This is a genomic window from Sphaerotilus montanus, assembly GCF_013410775.1.
GTDB lineage: Bacteria > Pseudomonadota > Gammaproteobacteria > Burkholderiales > Burkholderiaceae_C > Sphaerotilus > Sphaerotilus montanus.
In genome coordinates this window covers 3181300-3206108 of sequence record NZ_JACCFH010000001.1, presented here as the reverse complement: position 1 = coordinate 3206108, position 24809 = coordinate 3181300, and the positions used below count along the sequence as shown (strand labels likewise).

Here is a 24809-nt window from a genome sequence, read left to right as displayed (position 1 = left end):
GGGCTTGTCCGAGGAAAGCAAGCTCGCACTGCTGGACCACTGGCGCAGCATCAAGAAGCGCAAGTGGCCGGTGCTGGGCCTGGCGACCGCGCTGGCTGCACTGGGCGCGGCGGTGGCGTTCTCGATGACACCGGTCTACCGGTCAACCGCCACCGTGCTGATCGAGCCGGGCAAGCCGAAGTTCCTCTCGATGGAGGACATGCTCGGCGGGGCGATGCAGACCAAGGAGCACTACCAGACGCAGGTGGAGATCCTGAAGTCCCGCGAGGTGGCGCTGCGCACCGTGAACTCGATGAAGCTGTGGACGAATCCGGAGTTCGACCCGCGCAAGGCGGACGCCAGCGTCACGGCCAAGATCAAGTCGATGGTCGGCCTGTCTGCGGCACAGACGGACTGGACGGAGGAAACACTGGCGGACTCCACCGTGAAGCCGCTCATGTCGAATCTGAGCATCGAGCCTGTGCGGTTGAGCCAGCTGGTCAAGGTCAGCTTCGACTCGCCGGACGCCAAGCTCGCAGCCCGCGTGGCCAACGACATCTCGGCCAACTACATCGAATCCGACCGTGACGCCAAGTTCAAGCTGGCCCAGGGCCTCAACGGCTGGCTGGAAAAGCGCGCCACGACGCTGCGCGAAAACCTGCTGGAATCGGAAAAGGCACTGCAGGCTTACCGCGAAGAAAAGGGCCTGATCAATTTGAGCGGCTCGGCGCAAGGCCTGGCAGGCATGCAGATCGGCGAAGTCAGCCAGCGGCTGGCGGAAGCGCGCGCCCGGCGGATGCAGCTGGAAGGCACCTACAACATGGTCGCCAACACCAGCAACAGCGACTACAGCAACGTGCCGTCCGTCGCCAACAACCCGACGGTGCAAGAGGCGCTGCGCCAGGAAGCGGCCGCACAGAAGCTGGTCGCCGAGCTGTCGGAGAACCTGGGGCCCAACCACATCAAGATGCAGGAAGCGCAGTCGTCGCTGGCGTCGGCCCAGCGCTATCTGGCGCAGCAGCGCCGCTCGGTGGCGCGCAGCATGGTGCAGGAATACAACCTGGCCCGGCAAGCCGAGAAGTCGCTGGAAACAGCCCTCACCTCGGCCACGGGCGGCGTGCAGGACGTGAACCGCAAGGAGTTCCAGCTGCAGGTGCTGGAGCGTGAAGTCAGCTCCAACAAGCAGCTGTATGACCTGTTCATGAGCCGCGCCAAGGAGATGGACGCCGGCAGCGACCTGCAGGCCGCCGTGGCCCGGATCGTCGATCCGGCCGTGGTGACGACCATTCCGGTGCGCCCCAACAAGGGGCAGATCATCCTGGTGGCCTTCGTGCTGGGCCTGATGATCGGCGCCATGGGTGCAGTCCTGCTGGAGCGCATGGACAACACCATCAAGGGCAGCGAATCGGCCGAACTCAAGCTGCAGCAGCCGGTGCTGGCGGTGCTGCCGGCCCTGAGCGGCGAGGCGCTGGAGAACGTGGCCACGATGTTCATCCGCGAGCCGAATTCGCACCACGCGGAGGCGATCCGGACCGCGCGCACGGGCATCCAGCTCTCGGACGTGGACCAGCGGCACCGCCTGATCATGGTGACGTCGAGCGTGCCGTCCGAGGGCAAGACCTCGACCTCGATCAACCTGGCCCTGGCCCTGGCACAGACCAAGCGCACGCTGCTGATCGACGCCGACATGCGCCGCCCGCAGGTGGGCGTGCGGCTCGGCATGGCCGCCAACGCCAAGGGGCTGTCCAACCTGGTGACCGGCTCGTCCACGCTGAAGGATTGTGTGCACCAGATCGAGGGCAGCTCGCTGCTCGTGATGCCCTCGGGCGATGTGCCGCCGAACCCGCTGGATCTGCTGGTGTCCCAGCGCTTCAAGGACGTGCTGCGCCACCTGCAGCCGCAGCTGGATTTCATCATCATCGACACCCCGCCGGTGGAGCTGGTGAGTGACGCCATGGCCGTGGCGCCGATGGCCACCAGCACGATCTATGTGGTGCGCGCCACCGAAACGCCGGTGCCGGTGATCCGCAAGGGCCTGAACCGGCTGCAGCGCTCGGGGGCCAACATCATGGGCGTGATCGTCAACGGCCTGGACTTCGACGAGGCACAGCGCTACTACGGCGAGTCTGTCAACGGTGGTTACGGCAATACCTACTACCACGGCTATTCTCAGCAATCCAAAGCCTGAGACCGACCGAACCCATGTTAGATCTGCACGTACACGTCCTGCCGGGCATCGATGACGGCCCGCGCACGATGGAAGACGCTCTGGCGCTGGCACGGGCGCTGGCCGAAGACGGCATCGAGCACATCGTCGCCACGCCCCACATCTACCTCGGGGTGTTCGACAACACCGCGGCGCGGATCAGCGCGGTGTTTGACGAGTTCCAGGCCGCGGTGTCGGACGCCGGCATCGATCTGACGATGACCTGGGCGGCCGAAGTGCGGATCTGCCCGGAGATCCTCGACTGGATCGAGTCGCGCCGGCTGCCGATGCTGAATGGCAGTCTGGTCGGGCCGTCCACATCGTTGATCGAGTTGCCGGATGGCCAGATTCCCGTCGGCACCGACAAGCTGATGGGGATGATGATGGACCGCGGCATCACGCCGCTGATGGCCCACCCGGAGCGCAACAAGGCGGTGATGGAGCAGCCGACGCGGCTGGAAGCCTTGCGCCGCCTCGGCTGCAAGTTCCAGGTCACGGCGGGATCGCTGCTCGGCGATTTCGGCACCCGGGCGCAGGCGACGGCACGGACCCTGCTCGACGCCGGGTGGGTCGACGTGATCGCCACCGATGCCCACAACCGGTCGAGCCGGCGGCCCCGCATGGGCGCTGCACGCGACTGGCTGGTGGAGCACTTCGACGAGGCACTGGCGCTGCGACTCACCAGGACGCAGCCGACGGAGATCGCAGGCGTGTCCTCGTTCGCCGTCCAGTCGGGCGGACAGCGGCTCGTGTTCAGGGACCTGCCCACCCTGTCGCCACTGGAGGCGGACGCGCAGTGGTCGGTGGACCTGATGCTGGGCGGGGCCACCGAGCCCGCGCCGACCGCTGCGCCAGGCCAGAGCAGCACGGAGCAGCAGGCGTGGTCACTGATCGATTTCCGCATCGACGCGGTGCTCGATGATCTGAACAGCGTCTCGCTGCTGCACGAGGCCAGCAGCCCGGGCCGCGACACCGCGTCACCGCAGCAACCCCGGCCCCGGGAAGAGCCTTCGGAAGACTGGCTGCTGCCGGTGTTCGGGCAGGCGCCCGCTGCCCCGCCGGCGCCCCGTCAGAAGGCCCAGCCCCCTGCGGAGTTCGCCATGCCCGCGGTCAGGACAGTCGCAGTGGCAGCAGCATTCGCACCAGTGGTCGTACCAGTGGTGGTGGAAGCAGCACCTCCCGCGCCCGCGCCCGCACCGGCACCCGCACCCGCACCAGCCCCCGCGGTACTGCTGCGTGCAGAACCTGTGCTGATCGCGGCGGCGGTGACAGCACCAGCTCCCGCACCTGTGGCCGAACCGGCGTGGCCCCCGGCCGCACGGGGGCTGCGTCTGAACGAGGTGGCGCCGCGTCCGATCGTGCCCAGCCCCGTCGAGATTGCACGCATCCACCAGGCCCCTCCCCGGCCCGTGCCGCTGGCCCAGGCCGGACACCAGCGCGACCGCCAGGACAGCAGCATCGCGGCAGTGTCGAGATCGCTGGGCCAGGCGGTGCGGGACCAGGTCGAACCAGCACCGAACCTGCTGCCCGTGACCACACCGGATGGCAAGCGACAGGGCTTTCGCCTGAGCGACCTGAATCCCCTGCCGACACGTCGGCGCTGACCGGAGATCCGTGCAGGCATGGCCGTTTCAACGCGACACCGCTGGCTGAATCGATTGCTGGCAGGCACGCTGTGCGTGGTCACGGCATGTGTCGTGCAGCAGGCTGCCGTGCTGATGGCGGCGGACTGGACCTCGTCCGTCACCCGCCATGACGTGAGCAAATGGGCCGCCGGCAAGATGACCCATACCCCGGAGCAGTGGGAGCAGGCGCGCCAGTCGCTGCAGGACGCCATCGCCCTCACGCCCCGAGATGCGACGCTGCACGATGCCCTCGCCCAGCTCCATGGCATCCGGGGCCGGGAACTCTGGACCACCGGGGCGGCGGATTCTCCGGAAGTCGCGGCCTACCGGGAAGCGCTGGTTCACCAGGAGGCCTCGATCCGGCTGCGCCCCACCCACGCCATGGCCTGGGCCAACCTCGCGCTGATGCAGTACGCGGTCAACGAGACGACGGAAGTGCTGTTCAAGTCGTGGCGCGAGGCCGCGCGGCTGGGTCCGCGCGAGGGCGAGGTGACCGAGACGCTGGTGTACATCGCTTCCCAGGTCTGGCCATTCGCGCCAGACGACATCCGCGAGTGGGTCGAGGCCCGCAAGCCAGGTCTGTCCGCCAAGCTGGACGAATCCACCGCCAGACCATGAAAAAACCGCCTGCACATGCAGGCGGTTTTGCTTGAGCAGCCAGAAGGCTGCTCGGTGCTTACTTCGCCGTGCGGTTGCGGCGGCGAGCCACCAGACCGAGCACGCCCAGGCCGGCCAGCATCATGGCGGTCACGTCCGCTTCCGGCACCGGTGCAGCAAACTGGTAGTCCAGTGCGGCAACCGGGCGGTTGTAGACATCACCGACATTGACCAGCGAGATCTGCAGGCTCTGGGTACCGACCGGCACGCCGAAACCCTGCCAGCCAGAATCCACCGGCGACATCGTCGAAGCAGAAATCGTGTCGGTCGCCAGGGCGGTCGTGGAGCCCGCTCCGAAGTAGGACACGCTGACGTAGTCGTCGTGATTGGCTTCCCAGTCCTGCGTCAGCAGGCGCATCCACATGATGTCGCCGTAGGTCGACACCGGACCAGCGAGGTTGAACGAGTAGACCGCCGAAAAATTGCAGGCAGTGGCTGCCGTGGTCACCGGGCAGGTCTCCAGCAGACCGAAGTGGTTGCCCGCCATGGCCGCGATGCCACCAGCACCGTCATCGGCGGTGTAGTCCGGGTAGTACAGATACCCATCGTCAATGACCGTCGCGGGCGTGTTGCTGACGACAGCCGTCAGGCTGCCCGTCGTCGCAGGGGCGCCCATCGGAACAGTGATCCAACCCGTCGGGTTGGCACCCAGAGAATCCTCGAAACCCGGGTTGGTCAACGCCAGAGCGGGGGTGGCAGCGCAAGCCGCCAGCGAGGCCGAAACAACAAACTTCCTGATCATTTATGACTCCTTGGACTGAAAAGTGGCGCGGTTGGCAGCAACTGCAGCCAAGCTTCCCACGCCAAGTCATCGTATCGACCAGATTGGTACAAGCAAGGACCAACCTTGGACCAAGGGGTACCGCAAATGAAAAAGGCACCTACCGAAGTAGGTGCCTTTTTGCTGAATAACGACTCTGGACTTTATTTCATGCCAGAAGTCACACAGCCATCCGGCTGGATTCAGGCAGCGCGCTTGGTGCGGCGGCGCGAGACCATGCCCAGCACGCCAAGACCGGCCAGCATCATGGCCGTGACGTCGGCTTCCGGCACGGGCGACACGGCCACCGCAGCAGCGTAGTCGATGGCGACGACGGGACGGTTGTAGAGGTTGTAGCCTGCCGGCTGACCCAGCGCCGCAACGTTTTCCACCTGAACCTGGATCGCATTGGTGCCGACCGGAACGCCAAAGGCTGCCCAGTTGGAGTCAGGGTAGCCTTGGGTTTCAATCCAGTACGGATCGGCCGGATTTTCGGAGAACACCGACACATGGTCCGTGCCCAGGACGCCAGCCGTACCGTAGTAGGTGACCGTGACCTTGTCGTTGAAGTCACGCTCGTAGTCGGCCGTCATGAGGCGCACGAGAAAGAAGTCGCCGTAAGTGGAAACCGGGCCACCGAGGTTGAAGCTGAACGCCATGCCGGCGGCACTGCAATTACCTATCTGGATGTTGGCCGCACAGGTTTCGATCAGGCCAAAGCTGGAACCCACGCCTACGGAGCCCGGAAGCGATGCAGTCGGAACGGCATCCACAGTGATGTCGCCGATGGCCGTTCCGTCAGGAGCCGTCACGACGCCACCGAAACCATCGGCTTGCATGTCGTATGCGTCATCGCGCACGAGGACGCGGGCTTGCGGCGAACCATAGTCCACGCGGGTCAGGCCGCCGATCGGGGTCACCCAGTTGTTGGCGTTTTCGAAGCCGGCATCGGTCAGCGCGAACGCCTGGCCGCTGGCCAGACCGGTCAGAGCGAGTGCATAAACGAGTTTCTTGAGCATGAGAATTCTCCTGAATTTCGACGTGCCAGCGTCGGTAGTGGCTGTGGCAAATTTCATTTTTACTATAACGATCATTTTGGAAATTTCACAGCACACCCCCCTGACCCGGGGGAAGTCTCGATCAGAAAACCCGCCTATCTCACACGATTGCAATGCAATTCCTTGTGTTAGACGCCTCGACACGCCCTGGACCCAGATATCTCCTGATATGGCCGATCCGGATTGAGTCGTGACTTTTGCATCTGCATAAATAGGCATAACCCCCACGTTCAAGGGGTTGCACAATAAAATCAAATCAAAATAAAAGGCGCATCGCAAACCATCGGCAGATGGTTGCAATACGCCTTGTCACATCTTGAGGCCGCCCCGCGGCCCAGGTCCGTACCAGCCACCCAACAGCGCAGCGCTTACCAGCTCACCTCGCGGTCCGGCGTGGAACCAATCTTGTGGATCGACAGGTCGGCGCCCTCGAATTCCTCTTCCTGGCTCAGCCGGATCCCGATCAGCGCCTTGATGCCGCCGTAGACCACGAAGCCACCGGCCAGGGCCCAGACCACCGCCATCACCGTGCCGATGGTCTGGCTGGCCAGGCTGACCCCGCCGAGGCCGCCCAGCGCCGTCTGGCCGAAGAGGCCGCAGGCAATGCCGCCCCAGGCGCCACACAGCCCGTGCAGCGGCCAGACGCCGAGCACGTCGTCGATCTTCCAGCGGTTCTGCGTCAGGGTGAACATCTGCACGAAGATCGCCCCGGCGATGCCGCCCACCACCAGCGCGCCCGCCGGGTGCATCAGGTCGGATCCGGCGCACACGGCGACCAGCCCGGCGAGCGGGCCGTTGTAGGCAAAGCCCGGGTCGTTGCGGCCCATCAGCACGGCCACCAGCGTGCCGCCGACCATCGCCATCAGCGAGTTGACGGCCACCAGCCCGGAGATCTTGTCCAGCGTCTGCGCGCTCATCACGTTGAAGCCGAACCAGCCCACCGCCAGGATCCACGCCCCCAGTGCGAGGAAAGGGATGCTCGACGGCGGGTGGGCGCTCATCGCGCCATCCTTGCGGTAGCGGTTGCTGCGCGCGCCCAGCAGCAGGACCGCCGCCAGCCCGATCCAGCCACCCACCGCGTGGACCACCACGCTGCCCGCGAAGTCATGGAACTCCGCGCCGAACGTGCCCTTCAGCCAGGCCTGCACGCCGAACCGCTGGTTCCATGCCACCCCTTCCGACAGCGGGTAGATCAGCCCGACGATGATGGCCGTGGCCAGCAGTTGCGGGTTGAAGCGCGCCCGCTCGGCAATGCCGCCCGAGACGATCGCCGGAATGGCCGCGGCAAAGGTCAGCAGGAAGAAGAACTTGACCAGCTCGTAGCCGTTCTTCGCCGCGAGCGCCTCGGCGCCGGTGAAGAAGTCGACGCCGTACGCGACGGTGTAGCCCACGAAGAAATAGGCAATGGTCGACACGGCGAAATCGACCAGGATCTTGACCAGCGCATTGACCTGGTTCTTCTTGCGCACCGTGCCCAGTTCCAGAAAGGCAAATCCGGCATGCATGGCCAGCACCATGATGGCGCCCAGCAGGATGAAGAGCGCATCGGCGCCCTGTTTCAAGGTATCCATGGAGTCTCGAAGGGGGAGGGGTTGATATGCACCGCAGGGAGGCGCCCGCAGCCTGCAAAAGCACCAAACAAGCACGTTTTGTGCCGAGTTGGTGCGTTTATTCCCTCGCCCGAATGCACCACAACTGCACCGATCCCACCACCGCCGAGACAGAACGGCCCCGCAGCCGCCCACACATTGGGCATGCGCGCACCATGTCAGTGCATCCAATCGACAGCGCCATGACAAGCCCTCAGGAACAGGGCCAGATCTTCTGCGGCCGCTCACCGGCCCCACCGCTACAATCGCACTGCAGCATTCGCACCAGTCAGAACGCTGCAGTCGCCTCCGACGCCCTCTCCAATCCCGCGCCACCCTCGACTGGCCGCCTCGCCCGAGGCGCTGCAGGCGGCGCGACAAGCACCCCGACACGGGTGCCACTCCATGACGTTTGATGATCTGGGCCTGGCCCAGCCGATCCTTCGCGCCATCCGCGAACAAGGCTACGAAATCCCCACCCCCATTCAAGCGCAAGCCATCCCGGCGGTTCTCGCCGGTGGTGACCTGCTCGCCGGCGCGCAGACCGGCACCGGCAAGACGGCCGGCTTCACGCTGCCGCTGCTGCACCGCCTGGCCGCCGGCCAGCCCGCCAAGGACAGCCGTGGCCGCTACGCCATCCGCGCGCTGATCCTGACCCCCACCCGCGAACTCGCCGCCCAGGTCGAGGAAAGCGTGCGCACCTACGGCAAGCACCTGAGCCTGAAGAGCATGGTGATGTTCGGCGGCGTCGGCATGGGCCCGCAGATCGCGCAGCTCAAGCGCGGCGTGGACATCCTGGTCGCCACCCCCGGCCGCCTGCTCGACCACCACCAGCAAGGCATGCTCGACCTGACCCAGGTGGAGTTCTTCGTGCTGGACGAGGCCGACCGCATGCTGGACATGGGCTTCGTCCATGACATCAAGAAGGTGCTGGCGATGCTGCCGCCGAAGAAGCAGAGCCTGCTGTTCTCGGCCACCTTCAGCCCGGAAATCAAGGCCCTGGCCGACCGCCTGCTGAACGCGCCGCAGGTGATCGAGGTCGCCCGCAGCAACGCCACCGCCGAGAACATCGCCCAGCGCGTGATCAAGGTCGGTCGCGAGAAGAAGAAGGATCTGCTGATCCACCTGATCAAGACGCACGACTGGCACCAGGTGCTGGTGTTCACGCGCATGAAGCACGGCGCGAACCGCCTGTGCGAGCACCTGAACAAGGCCGGCATCACCGCGATGGCGATCCACGGCAACAAGAGCCAGGGCGCGCGCACCAAGGCGCTGGCCGAGTTCAAGACGGGCGAGCTGTGCGTGCTGGTGGCGACCGACATCGCGGCCCGCGGCATCGACATCGACCAGCTGCCGCACGTCATCAACTTCGAGCTGCCGAACGTGTCGGAAGACTACGTGCACCGCATCGGCCGCACCGGCCGCGCCGGCGCGCAGGGCGAAGCCCTGTCGCTGGTGTGTCTGGACGAGGAAGCCTTCCTCGCCGACATCGAGAAGCTGATCAAGCGCAGCATCCCGCGCGAGTCGGTGGCCGGTTTCGAAGCCGATCCGGGCGAGCGCGCCGAGCCGATCCAGATCGGTCGCCGCACGCTGGGTGGTGCCGGCGGCGGCGGTGGCAATGGCCGCGGTGCGGGTGGCGGCGGTGGACGCGGTGGCGAACAGCGCCGCCCGGCCGCCCCCGGTGGCCAGCCGCGTGGCAATGCACCGGCACGCCCGGGCAGCGCCCCGCAGCGTCCGGCCGCCCCGCGCGGTGGACGTCCGCAAGGCGCCGGCAGCGGCTCGGGCACGGGCGCAGGCCCCAAGCGCCCGGCCCTGACCTCCGGTCGCCGCGGCGGCTGACCGGCCGCCGGTCAACCTGCTTGATCTGGATCAAGTCCGGATCGGGCGCCCTGGGCGTCTCCTGATGCCTTGCAGGGCGGGTCGTGCCAAGCTGGTGCGACCCCTGCTGCAAGGAGCCTGTCATGGAGATCCAGTTCCTGGGCGCCGCCGACTGCGTCACCGGCTCACGCCATCTGGTGACCAGCGGCCCACACCGTGTCCTGCTCGACTGCGGCCTGTTCCAGGGCTGGAAGATGCTGCGCGAGCGCAACTGGGCCCCCCTGGCGGTGCCGCCGCACGAGATTGATGCGGTCATCCTCAGCCACGCCCACCTTGACCACAGCGGCTGGCTGCCCGCGCTCGTGCAGCAAGGCTTCCGCGGCCGCATCTGGTGCAGTGCCGCCACCCGCGATCTGGCCGAAGTGCTGTTGCTGGACGCCGCCAAGCTCCAGGAAGAGGACGCCCGCCGCGCCAACAAGGGGGGCTGGTCGCGCCACGACCCGGCCAGGCCGCTCTACACGACCAAGGATGCCCGCCGCGCCATCGAACGGCTGCGGCCCGTGGCGACGGGCAAACCGTTCGATCCCCTGCCCGGCCTGCGCGCCGAACTCACGCCGGTCGGCCACCTGCTCGGCGCCTGCGCCGTGACGCTGCGCGATGCCGACCATGCGCTGGTGTTCTCGGGTGACGTCGGACGCACCGACGACCTGATGATGCCGCCCCCGCTGCCCATCACCGCACCGCTCAGCCTGGCGCCGGATCTGCTGGTGGTCGAGAGTACTTATGGCAACCGGCAGCACCCTGCAGACCACACGGTCGCACACCTCGGCGAGATCATCCGGCAGACGGCACGGCGCGGCGGCAAGGTGCTGATCCCGACGTTCGCCGTCGGGCGGGCGCAGGCGCTGATGCTGGTGCTGCACCGCCTGCGCGATGAAGGGGCGATCCCGGACGACCTGCCGGTCTTCCTCGACAGCCCGATGGCGCAGGAAGCCACCGCCATCTACACCGCCCACCGCGACCTGCTGCGCCTGTCGAAGGCCGAGGCCCGCGGGTTCAGCGAAGGGGTCAAGCCCGTGCACAAGCCGCAGGACTCGGCGAAGCTGTCGCGCCTGCGCGGGCCGGCGGTGATCCTGTCATCGAGCGGCATGGCCACGGGCGGCCGGGTGCTGGGACACCTCGCGGCGCTGGCACCCGATCCGCGCCATGCGATCGTGTTTCCCGGCTTCCAGGTGCCCGGCAGCCGTGGCGCCAGGCTGGTCAGCGGGGCCACGGAGATCAAGGTGATGGGCCGGTACGTGGCCGTCAAGGCACAGGTGCACCACCTCGAAGGCCTGTCCGGCCACGCCGATGCGGACGGCCTGCTCGCGTGGATGCGCCAGATGCCGACCGCGCCGAAGCAGGTGATGGTGGTGCATGGCGAGCCGGAAGCCTCGGACGCGCTGCGCATCCGCATCGAGGACACGCTGGGCTGGCCGGCCCGCGTGCCTCAGGCGGGTGAATGCCTGAGGCTGCAGGACCTCGGCACGCTCAGGGTCGCGAACCGTCGTTGAGAATCCTGGCCGCGGCCTTGGTCGAGGCGGCTTCCTTGCGGGCCTTGCGCTCGGCGAGACGGGCAGCGGCAGCGGCCTTCTTTTCAGCCAGCAGTGCGGCCTTGTCGGCCTTGGGCTTCTTCGCCGCGGCGAGCTTGTCCGCCTTGTCTGCCTTGGCCGACTTCGCCTTGCGGGCCTCCGCCGCCGCCTCGCGTGCCGCCTTGCGGGCAGCCAGACGCTCGGCCTTGCGCGCCGCGCGTCGTTCGGCAGCCGTGCGCGCCGACGCGTCGACCGCCTTCACTGCAGCCTTGTCGGTCCTGGGCGCCTTCTCGGCCTTGGCCGCCTTGGCGGCTTCGGCCGACTTGTGGGCCTCGGCCTGGCGAGCCCGGCGGGCTTCCAGCGCCTTGTCGAGCTGCTCGACCTTGCGCTCGGCGGCGGACATGGCCGGATCGCGCAGGGTGGCCGGATCAGGCACGGCCGGCACGGCAGCCGGTGCCGCAGGCATCGTGATGGGCTTGGGGGTCTGGCCGGTGCTGGTCTGGGCCTGCGCAGCAGCGCCGGCGGTGAGCATCACGGCCGCGAGGGCGGCAATCAGCAGTTGCATGGGAGGAGGTCTCCAGGTTGAGTGCAAGGAATGTAGCGGCAGCGGCGTCGATCGTCGATTTTTTCAGCCTTGGAACACTCAGTCGAAGCGCCGCTCGCGCAGCCACTTGGTGGCCACCCACTTCTCGCCGGCGATCACCGGAGCCCCCCCGTGCAGCGAGCGGGTGTCCGGATGGGCCCGCTCGTAGCTGAAGAACACCGCGTGGCCCTTGATGGGCACCACTTCGAGGTGCACATCGGGGAAGGTCGTTCCACCCCCGGCCTCGGGCGTGTTCAGGTACATCACCACCGTGCCGACCCGCTGGCCACCACGCTTGAGGATGGTGGCCGAGCCGGGCTGCGCCGGATCGAAGTAGTCGTAGTGCGGCTTGTACTCGGCACCGGGCCGGTAGTGCAGCACCTGCAGGCCTTCGCCGTTCTCGACCGGCCAGCGCAGCAGCGCGGCGATGCGCTGCTCGATGCGCTCGATCAGCGCCGTCTCGCCGCGGCCGAAGAACATGCCGGCACTGGTGCGGGCTTCGTTGACCTCGCTGCCGCCGGTGGAGTTGTCGACGGTCTCGGAGCGGGCCAGACGCGGCGCGGCGAGCTGGCGCAGCGCATCACACTCCTCGTCGGACAGGAACCCCGCCAGCACCACGACGCGCGGCTCGCGCATCGACACCACGACCCGTGCCACCTGCCCGTCCGGCAGGCACAGCGCGCATGGCGACTGCGTCAGATCGGGCTCGGGCACCGGCACCGCGGGCGGGCGCTCCTGCAGGCGGGCCTGCTCGGCGAGAAAGCCCTCCAGCGTCTGCTCCAGCGCGACCAGCGCGACCTCCTCGTCCCAGCCGGACTGTTTCATGGCCTGCAGGACGGCATCGGGCGAGTGCCCGGCCTGGGCCTGCTCCAGGATCCAAAGCCGCAGTTCCGGGGTGGCTGTCTGGGTGCTCATGGTCGTGCTCATGCAGTGTTGCCTTGATGTGAAACCGGGAGTCGGACTCAGCCCGCACGGCGGCGGAACACCCAGCGGTCGCGCGACGAGGCGGCCGCATCGAGGCCGTAGCCGCCCAGGTCGAAGCCCTGCAGCGCTTCAGGGTGGTCCGCCCGGTGGGTGATGGCGTAGCGGGCCATCAGTCCGCGCGCCTGCTTGGCGTAGAAGCTGATGATCTTGTAGCCGCTGTCCTTCCAGTCCTCGAACACGCACTCGATCACGCGGGCGCGCTGCAGGAGCGCCGGACGCAGCGCGGCCCTGGCGTACTCCTGCGAGGCGAGGTTGACGATCACCGGCATGGTGGACGTGGTGGACGCGGTCTTGCGCGCCGACAGGCGGTGCAGCAGTTCCTCGGCGATGCGGTCGCCCCACCAGGCGTAGAGGTCCTTGCCGCGCGGGTTGGCCCAGCGCGTGCCCATTTCGAGCCGGTAGGGCTGCAGCGCGTCGAGCGGCCGCAGGACGCCGTACAGCCCGGAGAGAATGGCGACATGGTCCTGCGCCCAGGCCAGGTCGTCCGCGTCCAGCGTCGTGGCGGAGAGGCCGTCATAGACATCACCGTCGAACGCCAGCACGGCCGGCTTGCTGTTGGCCGCCGTGTTGCGCGGGCGCCAGGCACCGTAGCGGGCGACATTCAGCGCCGCGAGCTTGTCCGACAGCGCCATCAGCGACGCGATCTGCGCCGGAGACTGGGTGCGCAGCTGCTCGACCAGTGCCGCGGCATCGGCCATGAACACCGGGCGGGTCGGCTCGACCGTGGTCGGTGTCTCGAAATCCAGGGACTTGGCAGGCGATAGCAGCAGGAGCATGTCGACGGGGGAAATCGGAGGCAGCAATCCTGCAAGCGTACCAGCGCCGCGCCGTGCCTGAAAATGGGCGGATGACAACGCCCCCCGACTTCGCCTGCCCGTGCGGCAGCGGACACCGCCTGTCGGCCTGCTGCGGCCGCTACCACGCTGGCGCACCCGCGGTGCCCGCACCCACGGCCGAAGCGCTGATGCGCGCGCGCTACAGCGCCTTCGTGCTCGACCGGCTGGACTACCTGCTCGCCACCTGGCACCCGACGACACGCCCGGCGGCGCTGGAGCCGAACGAGCCGGGCCTGCGCTGGCTTGGCCTGACCGTGCGCCACCACCGGGTGCTGGCCGCGGACCGTGCGGAGGTGTCGTTCGTGGCCCGCAGCAAGCTGGGCGGGCGGGCACACCGGCTGGAAGAGGTCAGCCGCTTCGTGCGCGAGGACGGACGCTGGTTCTACGTGGACGGCGATCTCAGTGGTCGTCCTTGACATCCCTGTCCGGCAGGGGCGGCAGGCTGGCACGGACCGCGTCCAGGTCCGACAGCGCGAAGGCGCGCCGCACGGGTGGCGACATCAGCCACAGCAGCAGCACCGAGGCCACCAGAGCCCCACCGACCGTGGGATGCAGACCCGTGTGGCGCTCCAGGCCGGCGGCTGTCCATGGATCCAGCAGCAGCGCGCGCACGGGCGGGAAGTCGGCTCCACCGGGCCAGGCCATGGCCGCCAGCAGCCCGGTCAGCACGCCCATGGCCAACATGCGGGCCCAGCCCTGCGCACGCCAGAGCCCGACGGCGATGCCCAGCAGCAGCCAGGGCAGCGGCTGCTGCCACAGGATCCCGTCTGGACTGTCGAACGATGCCATCGACAACCCCAGGAACAGCAATGCGCTGAGGGGGGGTTCGATCCGGCACGGTTGCACTTCTTCGCTCATGCCCGGGATTCTGCGCAGTCCGGGCATGTTTTTCGAGTGTGTTCTTGGCCGGATCCCCGAGTCCCGGGATGCCTGGTCTGATTGCAATGACACCTGAATCCACCAAACGTTTCTTTGTCACACTTCGTGACGCCAATCCCTACCCTGCGTCCGAGCTGGAATACAGCTCGGTGTTCGAGTTGCTGGCCGCCGTGCTGCTGTCAGCACAGGCGACCGACGTCAGCGTGAACAAGGTCACACGGCGACTGTTCCCGGTCGCCAACACGCCGAGCAGGATCGTCGCGCTGGGCGTGGCCGGATTGGAGCACCATATCCGCACCATCGGGCTGTATCGCAACAAGGCGAAACATCTGTACGAGACGAGCCAGATCCTGCTGGCGCAGCACGGCGGGCAGGTGCCGCACAGCCGCGAGGCGCTGGAGGCGCTGCCGGGGGTCGGACGCAAGACGGCCAACGTGGTGCTGAACGTGGCCTGGGGCGAGCCGACCTGCGCGGTGGACACGCACCTGTTCCGGGTCGGCAACCGCACGGGGCTGGCGCCGGGCAAGACGCCGTACGCGGTGGAGATGCAGCTGCTCAGGCGCATCCCGCCCGAGTTCCGGGTCGATGCGCACCACTGGCTGATCCTGCACGGGCGCTACGTCTGCCAGGCGCGCAAGCCGCGCTGCTGGGAATGCGCAGTGGCGGACTGCTGCGACTTCCAGCCGAAGACACCGGCGCCCTGAGGTAGCGGCGGGTCAGGCGTGCAGCGCGGCCCAGCCGAGCAGGCGCTTCTGGATCTGGCGCACGCCGTCGGTCAGGCACGCCGGGCCGGGCTGCAGGATCTCGCTCGACTTGATCTCGAACACCTGCCCGTTCACGACCGCCGGCACCGCCTCCCAGCCGGGGCGCGCCATCACCTGCTCCGGCCGGAACTTGCGCCCGCACCACGAACCGAGGACCACGTCCGGCGCGCGCCGCACCACCTCCAGCGGGTCGGCGACGATGCGGTTCTTGCCGAGCGACTGGCCCGCCAGCTCCGGGAAACACTCCTCACCGCCGGCCAGCACGCTCAGCTCGCTGACCCAGCCGATGCCGGTGATGATCGGGTCCATCCATTCCTCGAAGTAGACCCGCGGACGCCGCGGCAGCGTCCGGCCGATGGCGGCCACCTCGTCCAGCCCGGCCTGCAGTTCAGCCAGGAGCGCCGCCGTCTTGTCCTGTGCGCCAACCATGGCCCCGACCATCGCGACCATCTGCAGGATCTCGGCGACGCTGCGCTGGTTGAACACATGCACCGACACGCCAGCGCGGATGAGCTGGCTGGCGATGTCGGCCTGCAGGTCCGAGAAGCCGAGCACCAGGTCCGGCTCCAGGTCGAGGATCTTGTCGATTTTCGCGGTCAGGTAGGCCGACACCCGCGGCTTCTCCTGCCGGGCCCGCGGCGGGCGCACCGTGTAGCCGGAGATGCCAACGATGCGCTGCTCCTCGCCCAGCAGGTACAGCGTCTCGGTCGTCTCCTCGGTGAGACAGACGATGCGTTTCGGAAACAGGTCGGTGGCCATGGACGGGTATCGCCGGATCAGGCCGTCGTGCGCATGCCGAGCTTGCCCAGCAGCGCGCGGTCGCGCTCGGACTGCGGATTGCCGGTGGTCAGCAGCTTGTCGCCGTAGAAGATCGAGTTCGCGCCGGCCAGGAAACACAGCGCCTGGATCGCCTCGCCCATCTGCTCGCGGCCGGCGGACAGGCGCACACGCGCCGTCGGCATCGTGATGCGCGCCACCGCGATGGTGCGCACGAACTCGAACGGATCGAGCTTGTCGGCGTCGGCCAGCGGCGTGCCTTCGACCTTGACCAGCTCGTTGATCGGCACCGACTCCGGGTACGGCGTCAGGTTGGCGAGCTGCGCGACCAGCCCGGCGCGCTCGGCGCGGCTCTCGCCCATGCCGACGATGCCACCGCAGCAGACCGACATGCCGGCCTTGCGGACATGCTCCAGCGTGTCGAGGCGGTCCTGGTAGTCGCGGGTGGTGATGATGCGGCCGTAGGCTTCCGGGGCGGTGTCGAGGTTGTGGTTGTAGTAGTCGAGGCCGGCTTCTTTCAGCGACTGCGCCTGCGTCTCGGACAGCATCCCGAGCGTGCAGCAGGTCTCCATGCCGAGGTCTTTCACGCCAGCGACCAGTTCGGCCACCTTCTCGATGTCGCGGTCCTTCGGCGCGCGCCAGGCCGCGCCCATGCAGAAACGGGTCGCACCCTGCCCTTTGGCATCACGGGCAGCGGACAACACGGCGTCGATGTCGAGCATCTTGCTGGCCTCGACGCCGGTGTCGTAGTGGACGGACTGAGGGCAATAACCGCAGTCCTCCGGGCAGCCGCCGGTCTTGATCGACAGCAGCGTGGAGAGCTGCACCTCGTTGGCGTCGAAGTGCTGGCGGTGGACCTGCTGGGCCTGCCAGAGCAGGTCGTTGAAGGGCAGGTCGAACAGCGCCTCGATCTGCGCGACGCTCCAGCGGGCGTCGGCGGCCGGGGTGGCGGGCTTGGCGGGGCGGATCAGGGTGATCGGCTGGGCAGTGGCGAGGCTCATGCGGTGGGCTCCTGGGGGTTCTGGGAAGGTCGGGGAGACAGTGCGAGGATCGTGTCGGCGAGGCGCTCGACATCGGCCACGCTGTGCGCAGCGGACAGCGCGATGCGCAGCCGCGCGGTGCCGGCCGGCACGGTGGGCGGGCGGATGGCGGGCACCCACAGGCCGTGCTGGCGCAGGCCGTCCATCAGCGCCAGCGCCGTGGCGTTGTCGCCGACGATCAGGGGCTGGATCGGCGTGGGCGAATCGAGCAGGCGCCAGCCGGTGCCGGCCAGCCCGGCGTGCAGGCGCTGGCGCAGCACGCCGACCAGCTCGGCCAGCCGCGCACGGCGCCAGTCGTCGCGCTCGACGCAACGCAGGCTGGCCCGCAGCGCCTCGGCCAGCAGCGCGGGCGCGGCGGTGGCGAAGGTGTAGCTGCGCGTCTTCTGCAGCAGCCACTCGACCAGCGTGGCGTCACCGGCGACGAAGGCGCCCGCGACACCCAGCGCCTTGCCAAGCGTGGCCATGTAGAGCACGCGCCGCGACGCCGTCGCCCCGACCAGCCCGAACTGCGCCAGCGTGCCCCGCCCCTGCGGACCGAGCACGCCGAAGCCGTGGGCGTCGTCGATCAGCAGCAGCGCGTCGTGCTGCTCGCACAGATGGAGCAGGCGCGGCACGTCGGCCACGTCGCCGTCCATGCTGAAGACAGCGTCGCTCAGCACCAGCTTGCGCCGGGCGGTGCAGGCGGCGAGCTGCCGGCCGAGCTGGTCCAGGTCGGCGTGGGCGAAACGGTGGATCGTCGCCTTCGACAGCCGGGCGCCGTCGATCAGGCAGGCGTGGTTCAGCGCGTCGGAGAACAGCGCGTCGCCCTCGCCGACCAGCGCCGGGATGACCGAGGCGTTGGTGGCAAAGCCGGCGTAGAAGTACAGCGCCCGCGGCAGGCCGACGAAGCGCGCCAGTTCCTCTTCGAGCGCCGCGTTCGCCACGCTGTGGCCGCTGACCATTGGCGAAGCGCCGGAGCCGACGCCGTAGTGCCGAGCGCCCTCACAGGCGGCGGCGACCAGCGCCGGATCGCCCGCGAGGCCTAGGTAGTCGTTGCTGCAGAAGGCCAGCAGGCGCTCGCCATCGACGCTCAGGTAGCCGTCGCCGAGCGGGCGCACGACGCGGCGGCGGCGCAGCAGGTGGGCCGCGTCCAGCGCCTGCAGGTGGGCGGGCAGCTCGTCGAGCCAGGAGGGTGCGGGTTCAGTCATGCGGGGTCGGGGAGTACGGCAGGTCCGCCCACAGCGGGGCGGGCAGGTGTCGGCGCAGAAAGGCCACGTTGTCGTCGGCGCAGGCCATGTCCGGATCGACGCGGTTGGCGATCCAGCCGGCCAGCGTCAGGCCGCGGGCGCGCACAGCCTCGGCCGTCAGCAGCGCGTGGTTCAGGCAGCCGAGCCGGATGCCGACCACCAGCACCACCGGCAGACCCAGCGCCTCGGCCAGACCGGCCCCAGTCAGCAGCCCGCCGCCCGCCGGTTCGTCCAGCGGGACGAGAAAGCCGCCCGCACCCTCCACCACGACCACCTCGGCGCGCTGCTGCAGGGCGCGAAACGCCGCGACGATCGGCGCCAGCGTGATGGCCACGCCCGCCCGCTGCGCCGAGAGGTGCGGCGACAGTGGCTCGGGCAGGCGCACGGGGTTGTCGAGCGCGGCCGGTACCGCGACGTTCGACGCCGCCCGCAGCCGCAACGCATCGTCGTCGTCCGGCGCCGTACCGGCCGCGACCGGCTTCATGCCGACCGCCCGGTGCCCGCTGGCCGCCCAGCCACGCAGCAGATGGGCCGCCGCGTGGGTCTTGCCGACGCCGGTGTCGGTGCCGATGACGAACACCGAGGTCGGGGACGGCAGCGAGGGGATGTTCGGCTCAGACGGCATCGATCGCTCCCGCCGCCGGAGACACGAACCCGGCAGCCCCTTCCTCGGCCAGCGTGTCGTTCAGCGCCGCCAGCGCACCCTGCGCCAGCCAGGCGCCCGCGCCATCGTCGGTCGCGGCGTCGATCGCATACGGCGGCATCGCGTACAGCGTGTGGCCGATCGGGCGCAGCAGCAGCCCGCGGGCCAGCGCATGGCGGCTATAGCGGCGGGCGAAGTCGGGCAGCGTCGTCTCGATGTCCCAGGCCCAGACCATGCCGAGCTGGCGCGCGTGGCGCACACGCGGATGCGCGGTCAGCGGCGCGAGGCGCGCGCTCAGCTGGGCGGCGGTCACCCGGTTGCGCGCCAGCACGTCGTCCTGCGCGAACAGGTCGAGCGTGGCCAGCGCCGCGCGGCAGGCCAGCGGATTGCCGGTGTACGAGTGCGAGTGCAGGAAGCCGCGCGCGACCGTGTCGTCGTAGAAGGCGTCGTAGACCGTGTCCGTCGTCAGCACCGCCGACAGCGGCAGCATCCCGCCCGTCAAGCCCTTGGACAGGCAGAGGAAGTCGGGACGGATGCCGGCCTGGGTGTGCGCGAACAGCGTCCCGGTGCGGCCGAAGCCGACCGCGATCTCGTCCACGACGAGGTGGACCTGGTACTGGTCGCACAGCTGCCGCACGCGCCGCAGGTAGTGCGCGTCGTGCATCGCCATGCCGGCAGCGCACTGGATCAGCGGCTCGACGACCACGGCCGCGGTCTCGGCGTGGTGCCCGGCCAGCCAGTGTTCCAGCGACTGCGCGGCGCGCTCGGCCACGTCCACCGCCGATTCGCCGTCGCAGGCGCCGCGGGCATCGGGACTGTCCACCGTGGCCGCCAGACGCACCAGCGGCGCATACGCCTCGCGGAAGATGGCGATGTCGGTGACGGCCAGCGCGCCCACCGTCTCGCCGTGGTAGCCACCGGCCAGCCCGACGAAGCGCGACTTCTCCGGCGCGCCGTGGTTGCGCCAGTAGTGGGCGCTCATCTTCAGCGCGATCTCGGTCGCCGAGGCGCCGTCGCTGCCGTAGAACGCATGGCCCAGCCCGGTCAGCGCTGCCAGCCGCTCGGAGAGTTCGACCACCGGCGCGTGGGTGAAGCCCGCCAGCATGACGTGGTCGAGCCGGCCGAGCTGGTCGACCAGCGCCGCCACCAGCGCCGGGTGGTTGTGGCCGAAGAGGTTGACCCACCAGGAGCTGATGCCGTCGAGGTAGCGCCGACCGTCGTGGTCGTGCAGCCACACGCCGTCGGCGCGGGCGACGGGGATCAGCGGCACGCCGGGGTGGCCGGGCGTGCCGTCGTGCAGCTTCATCTGGGTGCAGGGGTGCCACACCGCGCGCAGGCTGCGTGCGCGCCAGTCGTCGTTCAGGCTCACGGGTGGGGTGCGGCGGCTCAACGCAGCGGCGAGGTCTGCGGCGGATTTTCGGGGTGGGCGCGCAGTTCCTTGATGCGGTTCTGCTCGTCCATGAACACCAGCTTCGGCGCGTGCGTCTGCACCTGGTCCTCGTGGACCTGCGCGAAGGCGGCCAGGATGACCAGGTCGCCCGTGCTGGCGCGGCGCGCGGCCGAGCCGTTGAGCGAGATGATCCCGCTGCCCCGCGGCGCCTTGATCACGTAGGTGACGAAGCGCTCGCCGTTGTTGATGTTCCAGACGTGGATCTGCTCGTTCTCGCAGAGGTTGGCGGCGTCGAGCAGGTCCTCGTCGATGCCGCAGGAGCCTTCGTAGTGCAGCTCGCAGTGGGTCACGGCGGCGCGGTGGATCTTGGACTTGAGCAGGGTGCGGAACATGGCGTCGGTGGTCCTTGGACGTCGTAATTCAAAATTCAAAAAGCAGCGGATGGTACCGGCAGTCGGCCCGGCGGGCGAATCTAACCTGTCCGCCCTTCAATCAGCGTGGCGAATGCGTTGACCGTACCGCGGCGGAGCAGGCCAAGCGGACGCGCTCAGCCGGTCCTGCGCCACCCCGTCCAGACAGCCGAGCAGCGTGATCCAGCCAGCGTGTCCGACGACCAGCCGAGGCAGCTGCCCGGCCCGGACGGCGCCCAGCGCGTCCACCAGCCGCGTGTGGAGTTGCCGCAACGATTCGCCGCCGCCGGGGGCGTGGTGCAGGAACGCCGCCTCCCAGGCCAGCACCTCGGCATGGGCGATCGCGGACCAGCGCCGGCCGTCCCAGGCGCCGAAATCCAGCTCGATCAGGCGCGCGTCGATCTGGTGCCGCCAGCCCCAGCGCCGCAGCCAGCGGCCGACATCGGACCCACGGCGCAGCGGCGAGGTGGCGACCACGTGCGGCAGGCCCTCGCGGCGCGCGGTCTGGCGGATGCGGTGCGCCAGGCGCTTGGCGCGGCGCGGGTCGACCGGCAGGTCGGTCTGGCCGATGCAGCGCCCGGCCGCGCCGATCGGCTTCGGGTGGCGCCAGACGGAGAGTTCCAGCCGCCCTTCAGCCATGCAGCACCGCCAGCCAGCCCAGCAGCGCCGCCAGTTCGCTCAGCTGCTGCGAGGCGCCCAGCGTGTCGCCCGTGTAGCCGCCCAGCCGGCCATGGAACCAGCGCCCGCACCACAGCACCATGCCCGCCAGCCCGAGCAACCCCGCCAGCACCGGCCGCGGATCACCCAGCACAGCGACTGCGGCGACGCTCACCACGACCGCCCAGCCGATCACGACGAGCAGCCCGCGGCCGGAAATCTGCTGCGCCATCGGCTTGGCCTTGGCGTGCTCCAGATCACCGGCATAGGGCAGCACCCACAGCAGCACGACCGGCGCGACCCGCGACAGCGCGTGTGCCCAGACGGTGGCGACGGCGGCGGGCAGCAGGTCCACGGTGACGAGGCCGTGCAGCGTCACCGCCTTCAGCCCGAGCACGCCGACCAGCCCGAGCGCGCCGTAGCTGCCCAGGCGTGAGTCCTTCATGATCGTCAGCGCCCGTTCGCGGCTGACCGTGCCGCCGAGGCCGTCACAGGTGTCGGCCAGGCCGTCCTCGTGGAAGCCGCCGGTCATCCAGACGGTGGCCGCCATCGACAGCCCGACCGCGACCGAGAAGGGCCAGACCTGCGCCGCCAGCGCCAGCACCGCCGCGCCAGCTGCGCCGATGCACAGCCCGACCGCCGGGTAGTGGCGGGCGCTGGCGTGCATCCACTCGGGGGTCCAGCCGACCCAGGCCGGCACGGGGATGCGGGTGAAGAACTGGAGCGCGATGCAGAACAGGCGGAGTTCGTGGACCAGCCAGCGCATCACCCGATCAGCCCGCGCGGTCGCTCACGCCGGCCGAGGCGAAGCTCGCCATCTCCGCCAGGATGCGGCAGGCCGAGTCCAGCAGCGGCCAGGCCAGCGCCGCGCCGGAGCCTTCGCCCAGCCGCAGGCCGAGGCTCAGCAGCGGCTCGGCTTCCAGACGCGCCAGCATCAGCCGGTGGCCGGATTCGTCCGACTGGTGCGCGAACACGCAGCGCTGCAGCACGTGCGGCGCGAGGCGCGACGCCACCAGCACCGCGCTGCTCACGATGAAGCCATCGACGACGATGACCCGCCGCTGCGCCGCCGCCTCCAGCACCGCACCGACCAGCATCGCGATCTCGAAACCGCCGAAAGCCGCCAGCGCATCCAGCGGCGCGGTCGCCGCGGCGTGGCGGGCCAGCACCTTGCGCAGGATCTCGGTCTTGCGCACCAGCGCCGGGCCGTCCACGCCGGTGCCGCGGCCGGTGCAGCGGTCAATGGCCTCGCCGGTCAGCCGCGCCATCAGCAGCGAGGCCGACGAGGTGTTGCCGATGCCCATCTCGCCGAACAGCAGTACGTTGCCCGGCAGGCTGCGCACGACCCCCGCGCCGGTCTCGATCGCCGCGGCGCACTCGGCCGCGCTCATCGCCGGACCGTCCAGCGCATCCGCCGTGCCCCAGCCGATCTTGCGCTGCAACAGGCCCGGACGCGGCGCGAACTCGTGCTTCACGCCGGCATCGACCACCGTCAGCGCCAGCCCGTGCTGGCGCGCCAGCACGCTGACCGCAGCGCCGCCGGCCAGGAAGTTCTCGACCATCTGCCAGGTCACGTCGCTCGGGAAGGCCGAGACACCGCGCGCCGCCAGCCCGTGGTCGCCAGCGAACACGACCATCTGCGGATGCTCCAGCGCCGGCAGGTCGCGGCCCTGGATCTGCGCCAGCTTGAGCGCCAGCGCTTCGAGGCGGCCGAGCGAGCCCTGCGGCTTGGTCTTCTGGTCGAGCGCGGTCTGGACGCGCGCGGTCAGCGCCTCGTCCTGCAGATCGTCGATCGGGGGAACGGTGAAGGTGGGTGCAGTCATCGGGAGTCCTTGTCGTTGTGGAGCAGGGACAGCAGCACGCCTTCGGGCACGTGCCGGTCCAGAAAGTCGGCGAGGCCGTCGAACACGGCATCCAGCGTGCGCACCTCGGCGCCGAACAGCGCGCGCAGCACGGCCGGCGACTCGAACAGGCCATGCGCATACAGCCCGAGCACGGCGCCCTGCTGCCAGCCCAGCACCTCGCCCGCGGCGTTGTGCACCGCCACGGTGGCCGCGGGCAGGTCTGGATGCTGCGCGGTGCGGCCGTGGTGGATCTCGTAGCCGTCGAAGGCGACGCCGGACAGCGCCGACCACGGCCCGCACGGTGCGGCCAGCGTGGCGAAGCGGGCCTGCGTCGGCTGCAGCAGCTTGTCCGGATCGAAGGCGGTCACCAGCGGCAGCAGGCCCAGGCCGGGCGCGTTGCCGCCGAGCGGGTCGTCGACCGCGTGCAGGTCGATCAGCGCCTCGCCCAGCATCTGCAGCCCGCCGCAGATGCCCAGCACCGCCCCGCCCTGCCCCGCGTGGCGCGCGACCGCCAGGTCCAGCCCCTGCGCGCGCAGCCAGGCCAGATCCGCGGTGGTGTGTTTCGAGCCGGGCAGGATGACCCAGTCAGCGCCGTCCAGATCGGCCGGGCCCCGCGCCCAGACCAGCCGCACGCCGGGCAGGTTGCGCAGCGGCTGGAACTCGTCGAGGTTGCTGATGCGCGGGTAGGCGATCACCGCCACGCGCAGCGGGCGCACCGCCGAGGCGCCCCCGCTGGAGCGGTCGTCGAACACGCCGTCCTCTTCCGGCAGGCCGTGCTCGCGCCACATCGGCAGCACGGCGACCGTGGGCACGCCGGTGAGCGCTTCGAGCTGCTCGGGGCCGGGCGCCAGCAGCGCCGCGTCGCCGCGGAAGCGGTTGAGCACGAAGCCGCGGATCAGCGCGCGCTCCTCGGCCGGCAGCAGCTGGTGCGTGCCGTAGAGGTGGGCGAAGGCGCCGCCGCGGTCGATGTCGGTGACCAGCAGGCAGGCGGCGTCCACGGCCAGCGCGGTGCGCATGTTGACGTAGTCGCTGGCGTGCAGGTTGATCTCGGCGGGCGAGCCGGCGCCCTCGATGACGACCACGTCGTTCTCGGCCATCAGCGCGTGCAGCGCGTCGCGGGCAAACGGCCACAGCGCCTCGCTGCGTTCGCGCCACGGCACGGCGCCCAGATCGCGCCGCACGGCACCCAGCACGACGACCTGGCTGCGCGTGTCCGCCTCGGGCTTGAGCAGCACCGGGTTCTGGCGCACCTCGGGCACGGCGCAGGCGGCCAGCGCCTGGAAGTACTGCGCGCTGCCGATCTCGCCCATGCACCCGTCCGGGCCGGGCACGACACGGGCGTTGTTGCTCATGTTCTGCGCCTTGAAGGGCGCGACCTTGAAGCCGCGGCGTGCATACCAGCGGCACAGCGCCGTGGCCAGCCAGCTCTTGCCGGCGCCACTCGTGGTGCCCAGGACCATCACTGCGCGTGCCATGTGTTTCCTTGCTCTTCGGTTCTGTTGACGGTTCGGTT

General features: G+C 69.4%; 24 protein-coding genes. 7 read left to right on the top strand and 17 right to left on the bottom strand.

Annotated features, from left to right (window positions below; all coding sequences use genetic code 11):
* Positions 1-4: 4 nt before the first annotated feature.
* The 3 genes from BDD16_RS14680 to BDD16_RS14670 are packed head-to-tail and all read left to right on the top strand — an operon-like array spanning position 5 to position 4428.
* Positions 5-2167, top strand: a complete 2163-nt coding sequence (locus tag BDD16_RS14680; RefSeq protein WP_179634626.1) for a GumC family protein — start codon at positions 5-7, stop codon at positions 2165-2167.
* A 14-nt stretch (positions 2168-2181) separates the two neighbouring features.
* On the top strand, positions 2182-3789 hold the full coding sequence (locus BDD16_RS14675) for a tyrosine-protein phosphatase (protein ID WP_179634625.1): 1608 nt from the start codon (positions 2182-2184) through the stop codon (positions 3787-3789).
* An 18-nt stretch (positions 3790-3807) separates the two neighbouring features.
* The gene (locus BDD16_RS14670; RefSeq protein WP_179634624.1) at positions 3808-4428 is read left to right on the top strand and encodes a hypothetical protein; all 621 of its coding nucleotides are present in this window, start codon (positions 3808-3810) and stop codon (positions 4426-4428) included.
* Between the two features lie 58 nt (positions 4429-4486).
* Here BDD16_RS14670 and BDD16_RS23045 read toward each other — a convergent pair whose 3' ends face one another.
* The 3 genes from BDD16_RS23045 to BDD16_RS14655 form a co-directional block, all read right to left on the bottom strand.
* A complete protein-coding gene (locus BDD16_RS23045) occupies positions 4487-5209 on the bottom strand; it encodes a PEP-CTERM sorting domain-containing protein (protein WP_246332560.1) in 723 nt (240 codons plus the stop codon).
* 221 nt (positions 5210-5430) lie between these two features.
* Positions 5431-6246 (bottom strand): PEP-CTERM sorting domain-containing protein, encoded by an 816-nt coding sequence (locus BDD16_RS14660; RefSeq protein ID WP_218897821.1) that lies wholly within the window; start codon positions 6244-6246, stop codon positions 5431-5433.
* Positions 6247-6653: 407 nt separating this feature from the next.
* The gene (locus tag BDD16_RS14655; RefSeq protein ID WP_179634623.1) at positions 6654-7856 is read right to left on the bottom strand and encodes an ammonium transporter; all 1203 of its coding nucleotides are present in this window, start codon (positions 7854-7856) and stop codon (positions 6654-6656) included.
* Positions 7857-8279: 423 nt separating this feature from the next.
* Between BDD16_RS14655 and BDD16_RS14650 the strand changes: the two genes are divergently transcribed.
* Both BDD16_RS14650 and BDD16_RS14645 read left to right on the top strand, forming a co-directional pair.
* Positions 8280-9713, top strand: coding sequence for a DEAD/DEAH box helicase (locus BDD16_RS14650; protein WP_179634622.1), 1434 nt, complete (start codon positions 8280-8282; stop codon positions 9711-9713).
* A gap of 122 nt (positions 9714-9835) precedes the next feature.
* Positions 9836-11245 carry an MBL fold metallo-hydrolase RNA specificity domain-containing protein gene (locus tag BDD16_RS14645; RefSeq protein WP_179634621.1) on the top strand — a complete coding sequence of 470 codons (1410 nt, stop codon included), beginning with the start codon at positions 9836-9838 and terminating at the stop codon, positions 11243-11245.
* Here BDD16_RS14645 and BDD16_RS14640 read toward each other — a convergent pair.
* The 3 genes from BDD16_RS14640 to yaaA all read right to left on the bottom strand — a co-directional run bounded on the left by BDD16_RS14640 (position 11223) and on the right by yaaA (position 13606).
* Entirely contained in the window at positions 11223-11828 is a 606-nt protein-coding gene (locus BDD16_RS14640) for a hypothetical protein (protein WP_179634620.1), read from the bottom strand. The genes BDD16_RS14645 and BDD16_RS14640 overlap by 23 nt on opposite strands.
* Before the next feature lie 78 nt (positions 11829-11906).
* Positions 11907-12761: a 2OG-Fe(II) oxygenase gene (locus BDD16_RS14635; RefSeq protein ID WP_246332559.1), complete on the bottom strand. Its 855-nt coding sequence runs from the start codon at positions 12759-12761 to the stop codon at positions 11907-11909.
* 47 nt (positions 12762-12808) lie between these two features.
* Positions 12809-13606 (bottom strand): peroxide stress protein YaaA, encoded by a 798-nt coding sequence (yaaA, locus tag BDD16_RS14630; protein WP_179634618.1) that lies wholly within the window; start codon positions 13604-13606, stop codon positions 12809-12811.
* A 71-nt stretch (positions 13607-13677) separates the two neighbouring features.
* Between yaaA and BDD16_RS14625 the strand changes: the two genes are divergently transcribed.
* The gene (locus BDD16_RS14625) at positions 13678-14082 is read left to right on the top strand and encodes a YchJ family protein (RefSeq protein ID WP_179634617.1); all 405 of its coding nucleotides are present in this window, start codon (positions 13678-13680) and stop codon (positions 14080-14082) included.
* Here BDD16_RS14625 and BDD16_RS14620 read toward each other — a convergent pair.
* Positions 14066-14524: a hypothetical protein gene (locus BDD16_RS14620; RefSeq protein WP_179634616.1), complete on the bottom strand. Its 459-nt coding sequence runs from the start codon at positions 14522-14524 to the stop codon at positions 14066-14068. The two genes, BDD16_RS14625 and BDD16_RS14620, sit on opposite strands and share 17 nt — an antisense overlap.
* 86 nt (positions 14525-14610) lie before the next feature.
* Between BDD16_RS14620 and nth the strand changes: the two genes are divergently transcribed.
* On the top strand, positions 14611-15249 hold the full coding sequence (gene nth / locus BDD16_RS14615; RefSeq protein WP_179634615.1) for an endonuclease III: 639 nt from the start codon (positions 14611-14613) through the stop codon (positions 15247-15249).
* Positions 15250-15261: 12 nt separating this feature from the next.
* Here nth and BDD16_RS14610 read toward each other — a convergent pair whose 3' ends face one another.
* From BDD16_RS14610 to BDD16_RS14565, 10 genes are all read right to left on the bottom strand, one after another.
* Positions 15262-16068 carry a cobalamin-binding protein gene (locus tag BDD16_RS14610; RefSeq protein WP_179634614.1) on the bottom strand — a complete coding sequence of 269 codons (807 nt, stop codon included), beginning with the start codon at positions 16066-16068 and terminating at the stop codon, positions 15262-15264.
* A gap of 17 nt (positions 16069-16085) precedes the next feature.
* Positions 16086-17087: a biotin synthase BioB gene (gene bioB, locus BDD16_RS14605; RefSeq protein WP_179634613.1), complete on the bottom strand. Its 1002-nt coding sequence runs from the start codon at positions 17085-17087 to the stop codon at positions 16086-16088.
* Positions 17084-18313 carry an 8-amino-7-oxononanoate synthase gene (bioF, locus tag BDD16_RS14600; protein ID WP_179634612.1) on the bottom strand — a complete coding sequence of 410 codons (1230 nt, stop codon included), beginning with the start codon at positions 18311-18313 and terminating at the stop codon, positions 17084-17086. Before bioF ends, bioB begins: the two co-directional genes overlap by 4 nt.
* The gene (gene bioD, locus BDD16_RS14595) at positions 18306-18977 is read right to left on the bottom strand and encodes a dethiobiotin synthase (protein WP_179634611.1); all 672 of its coding nucleotides are present in this window, start codon (positions 18975-18977) and stop codon (positions 18306-18308) included. Before bioD ends, bioF begins: the two co-directional genes overlap by 8 nt.
* On the bottom strand, positions 18967-20301 hold the full coding sequence (bioA, locus tag BDD16_RS14590) for an adenosylmethionine--8-amino-7-oxononanoate transaminase (protein ID WP_246332794.1): 1335 nt from the start codon (positions 20299-20301) through the stop codon (positions 18967-18969). Before bioA ends, bioD begins: the two co-directional genes overlap by 11 nt.
* An 80-nt stretch (positions 20302-20381) precedes the next feature.
* Positions 20382-20777, bottom strand: a complete 396-nt coding sequence (panD, locus tag BDD16_RS14585; RefSeq protein ID WP_179634609.1) for an aspartate 1-decarboxylase — start codon at positions 20775-20777, stop codon at positions 20382-20384.
* A gap of 96 nt (positions 20778-20873) precedes the next feature.
* Positions 20874-21434, bottom strand: coding sequence for a histidine phosphatase family protein (locus tag BDD16_RS14580; RefSeq protein WP_179634608.1), 561 nt, complete (start codon positions 21432-21434; stop codon positions 20874-20876).
* Positions 21427-22218, bottom strand: a complete 792-nt coding sequence (gene cobS, locus BDD16_RS14575; RefSeq protein WP_179634607.1) for an adenosylcobinamide-GDP ribazoletransferase — start codon at positions 22216-22218, stop codon at positions 21427-21429. Before cobS ends, BDD16_RS14580 begins: the two co-directional genes overlap by 8 nt.
* A gap of 7 nt (positions 22219-22225) precedes the next feature.
* Positions 22226-23275, bottom strand: coding sequence for a nicotinate-nucleotide--dimethylbenzimidazole phosphoribosyltransferase (gene cobT, locus BDD16_RS14570; protein WP_179634606.1), 1050 nt, complete (start codon positions 23273-23275; stop codon positions 22226-22228).
* Positions 23272-24771, bottom strand: coding sequence for a cobyric acid synthase (locus tag BDD16_RS14565; RefSeq protein WP_246332558.1), 1500 nt, complete (start codon positions 24769-24771; stop codon positions 23272-23274). Before BDD16_RS14565 ends, cobT begins: the two co-directional genes overlap by 4 nt.
* Between the last annotated feature and the right edge of the window lie 38 nt (positions 24772-24809).

What these genes read in the sequence shown, in the direction of transcription:
- BDD16_RS14675 (WP_179634625.1), top strand. Translation starts at nt 2,182, where the DNA reads ATGTTAGATCTGCACGTACACGTCCTGCCGGGCATCGATGACGGCCCG.
- BDD16_RS14670 (WP_179634624.1), top strand. Translation starts at nt 3,808, where the DNA reads ATGGCCGTTTCAACGCGACACCGCTGGCTGAATCGATTGCTGGCAGGC.
- BDD16_RS23045 (WP_246332560.1), bottom strand. Translation starts at nt 5,209, where the DNA reads ATGATCAGGAAGTTTGTTGTTTCGGCCTCGCTGGCGGCTTGCGCTGCC.
- BDD16_RS14660 (WP_218897821.1), bottom strand. Translation starts at nt 6,246, where the DNA reads ATGCTCAAGAAACTCGTTTATGCACTCGCTCTGACCGGTCTGGCCAGC.
- BDD16_RS14655 (WP_179634623.1), bottom strand. Translation starts at nt 7,856, where the DNA reads ATGGATACCTTGAAACAGGGCGCCGATGCGCTCTTCATCCTGCTGGGC.
- BDD16_RS14650 (WP_179634622.1), top strand. Translation starts at nt 8,280, where the DNA reads ATGACGTTTGATGATCTGGGCCTGGCCCAGCCGATCCTTCGCGCCATC.
- BDD16_RS14645 (WP_179634621.1), top strand. Translation starts at nt 9,836, where the DNA reads ATGGAGATCCAGTTCCTGGGCGCCGCCGACTGCGTCACCGGCTCACGC.
- BDD16_RS14640 (WP_179634620.1), bottom strand. Translation starts at nt 11,828, where the DNA reads ATGCAACTGCTGATTGCCGCCCTCGCGGCCGTGATGCTCACCGCCGGC.
- BDD16_RS14635 (WP_246332559.1), bottom strand. Translation starts at nt 12,761, where the DNA reads ATGAGCACCCAGACAGCCACCCCGGAACTGCGGCTTTGGATCCTGGAG.
- yaaA (WP_179634618.1), bottom strand. Translation starts at nt 13,606, where the DNA reads ATGCTCCTGCTGCTATCGCCTGCCAAGTCCCTGGATTTCGAGACACCG.
- BDD16_RS14625 (WP_179634617.1), top strand. Translation starts at nt 13,678, where the DNA reads ATGACAACGCCCCCCGACTTCGCCTGCCCGTGCGGCAGCGGACACCGC.
- BDD16_RS14620 (WP_179634616.1), bottom strand. Translation starts at nt 14,524, where the DNA reads ATGAGCGAAGAAGTGCAACCGTGCCGGATCGAACCCCCCCTCAGCGCA.
- nth (WP_179634615.1), top strand. Translation starts at nt 14,611, where the DNA reads ATGACACCTGAATCCACCAAACGTTTCTTTGTCACACTTCGTGACGCC.
- BDD16_RS14610 (WP_179634614.1), bottom strand. Translation starts at nt 16,068, where the DNA reads ATGGCCACCGACCTGTTTCCGAAACGCATCGTCTGTCTCACCGAGGAG.
- bioB (WP_179634613.1), bottom strand. Translation starts at nt 17,087, where the DNA reads ATGAGCCTCGCCACTGCCCAGCCGATCACCCTGATCCGCCCCGCCAAG.
- bioF (WP_179634612.1), bottom strand. Translation starts at nt 18,313, where the DNA reads ATGACTGAACCCGCACCCTCCTGGCTCGACGAGCTGCCCGCCCACCTG.
- bioD (WP_179634611.1), bottom strand. Translation starts at nt 18,977, where the DNA reads ATGCCGTCTGAGCCGAACATCCCCTCGCTGCCGTCCCCGACCTCGGTG.
- bioA (WP_246332794.1), bottom strand. Translation starts at nt 20,301, where the DNA reads ATGAAGCTGCACGACGGCACGCCCGGCCACCCCGGCGTGCCGCTGATC.
- panD (WP_179634609.1), bottom strand. Translation starts at nt 20,777, where the DNA reads ATGTTCCGCACCCTGCTCAAGTCCAAGATCCACCGCGCCGCCGTGACC.
- BDD16_RS14580 (WP_179634608.1), bottom strand. Translation starts at nt 21,434, where the DNA reads ATGGCTGAAGGGCGGCTGGAACTCTCCGTCTGGCGCCACCCGAAGCCG.
- cobS (WP_179634607.1), bottom strand. Translation starts at nt 22,218, where the DNA reads ATGCGCTGGCTGGTCCACGAACTCCGCCTGTTCTGCATCGCGCTCCAG.
- cobT (WP_179634606.1), bottom strand. Translation starts at nt 23,275, where the DNA reads ATGACTGCACCCACCTTCACCGTTCCCCCGATCGACGATCTGCAGGAC.
- BDD16_RS14565 (WP_246332558.1), bottom strand. Translation starts at nt 24,771, where the DNA reads ATGGCACGCGCAGTGATGGTCCTGGGCACCACGAGTGGCGCCGGCAAG.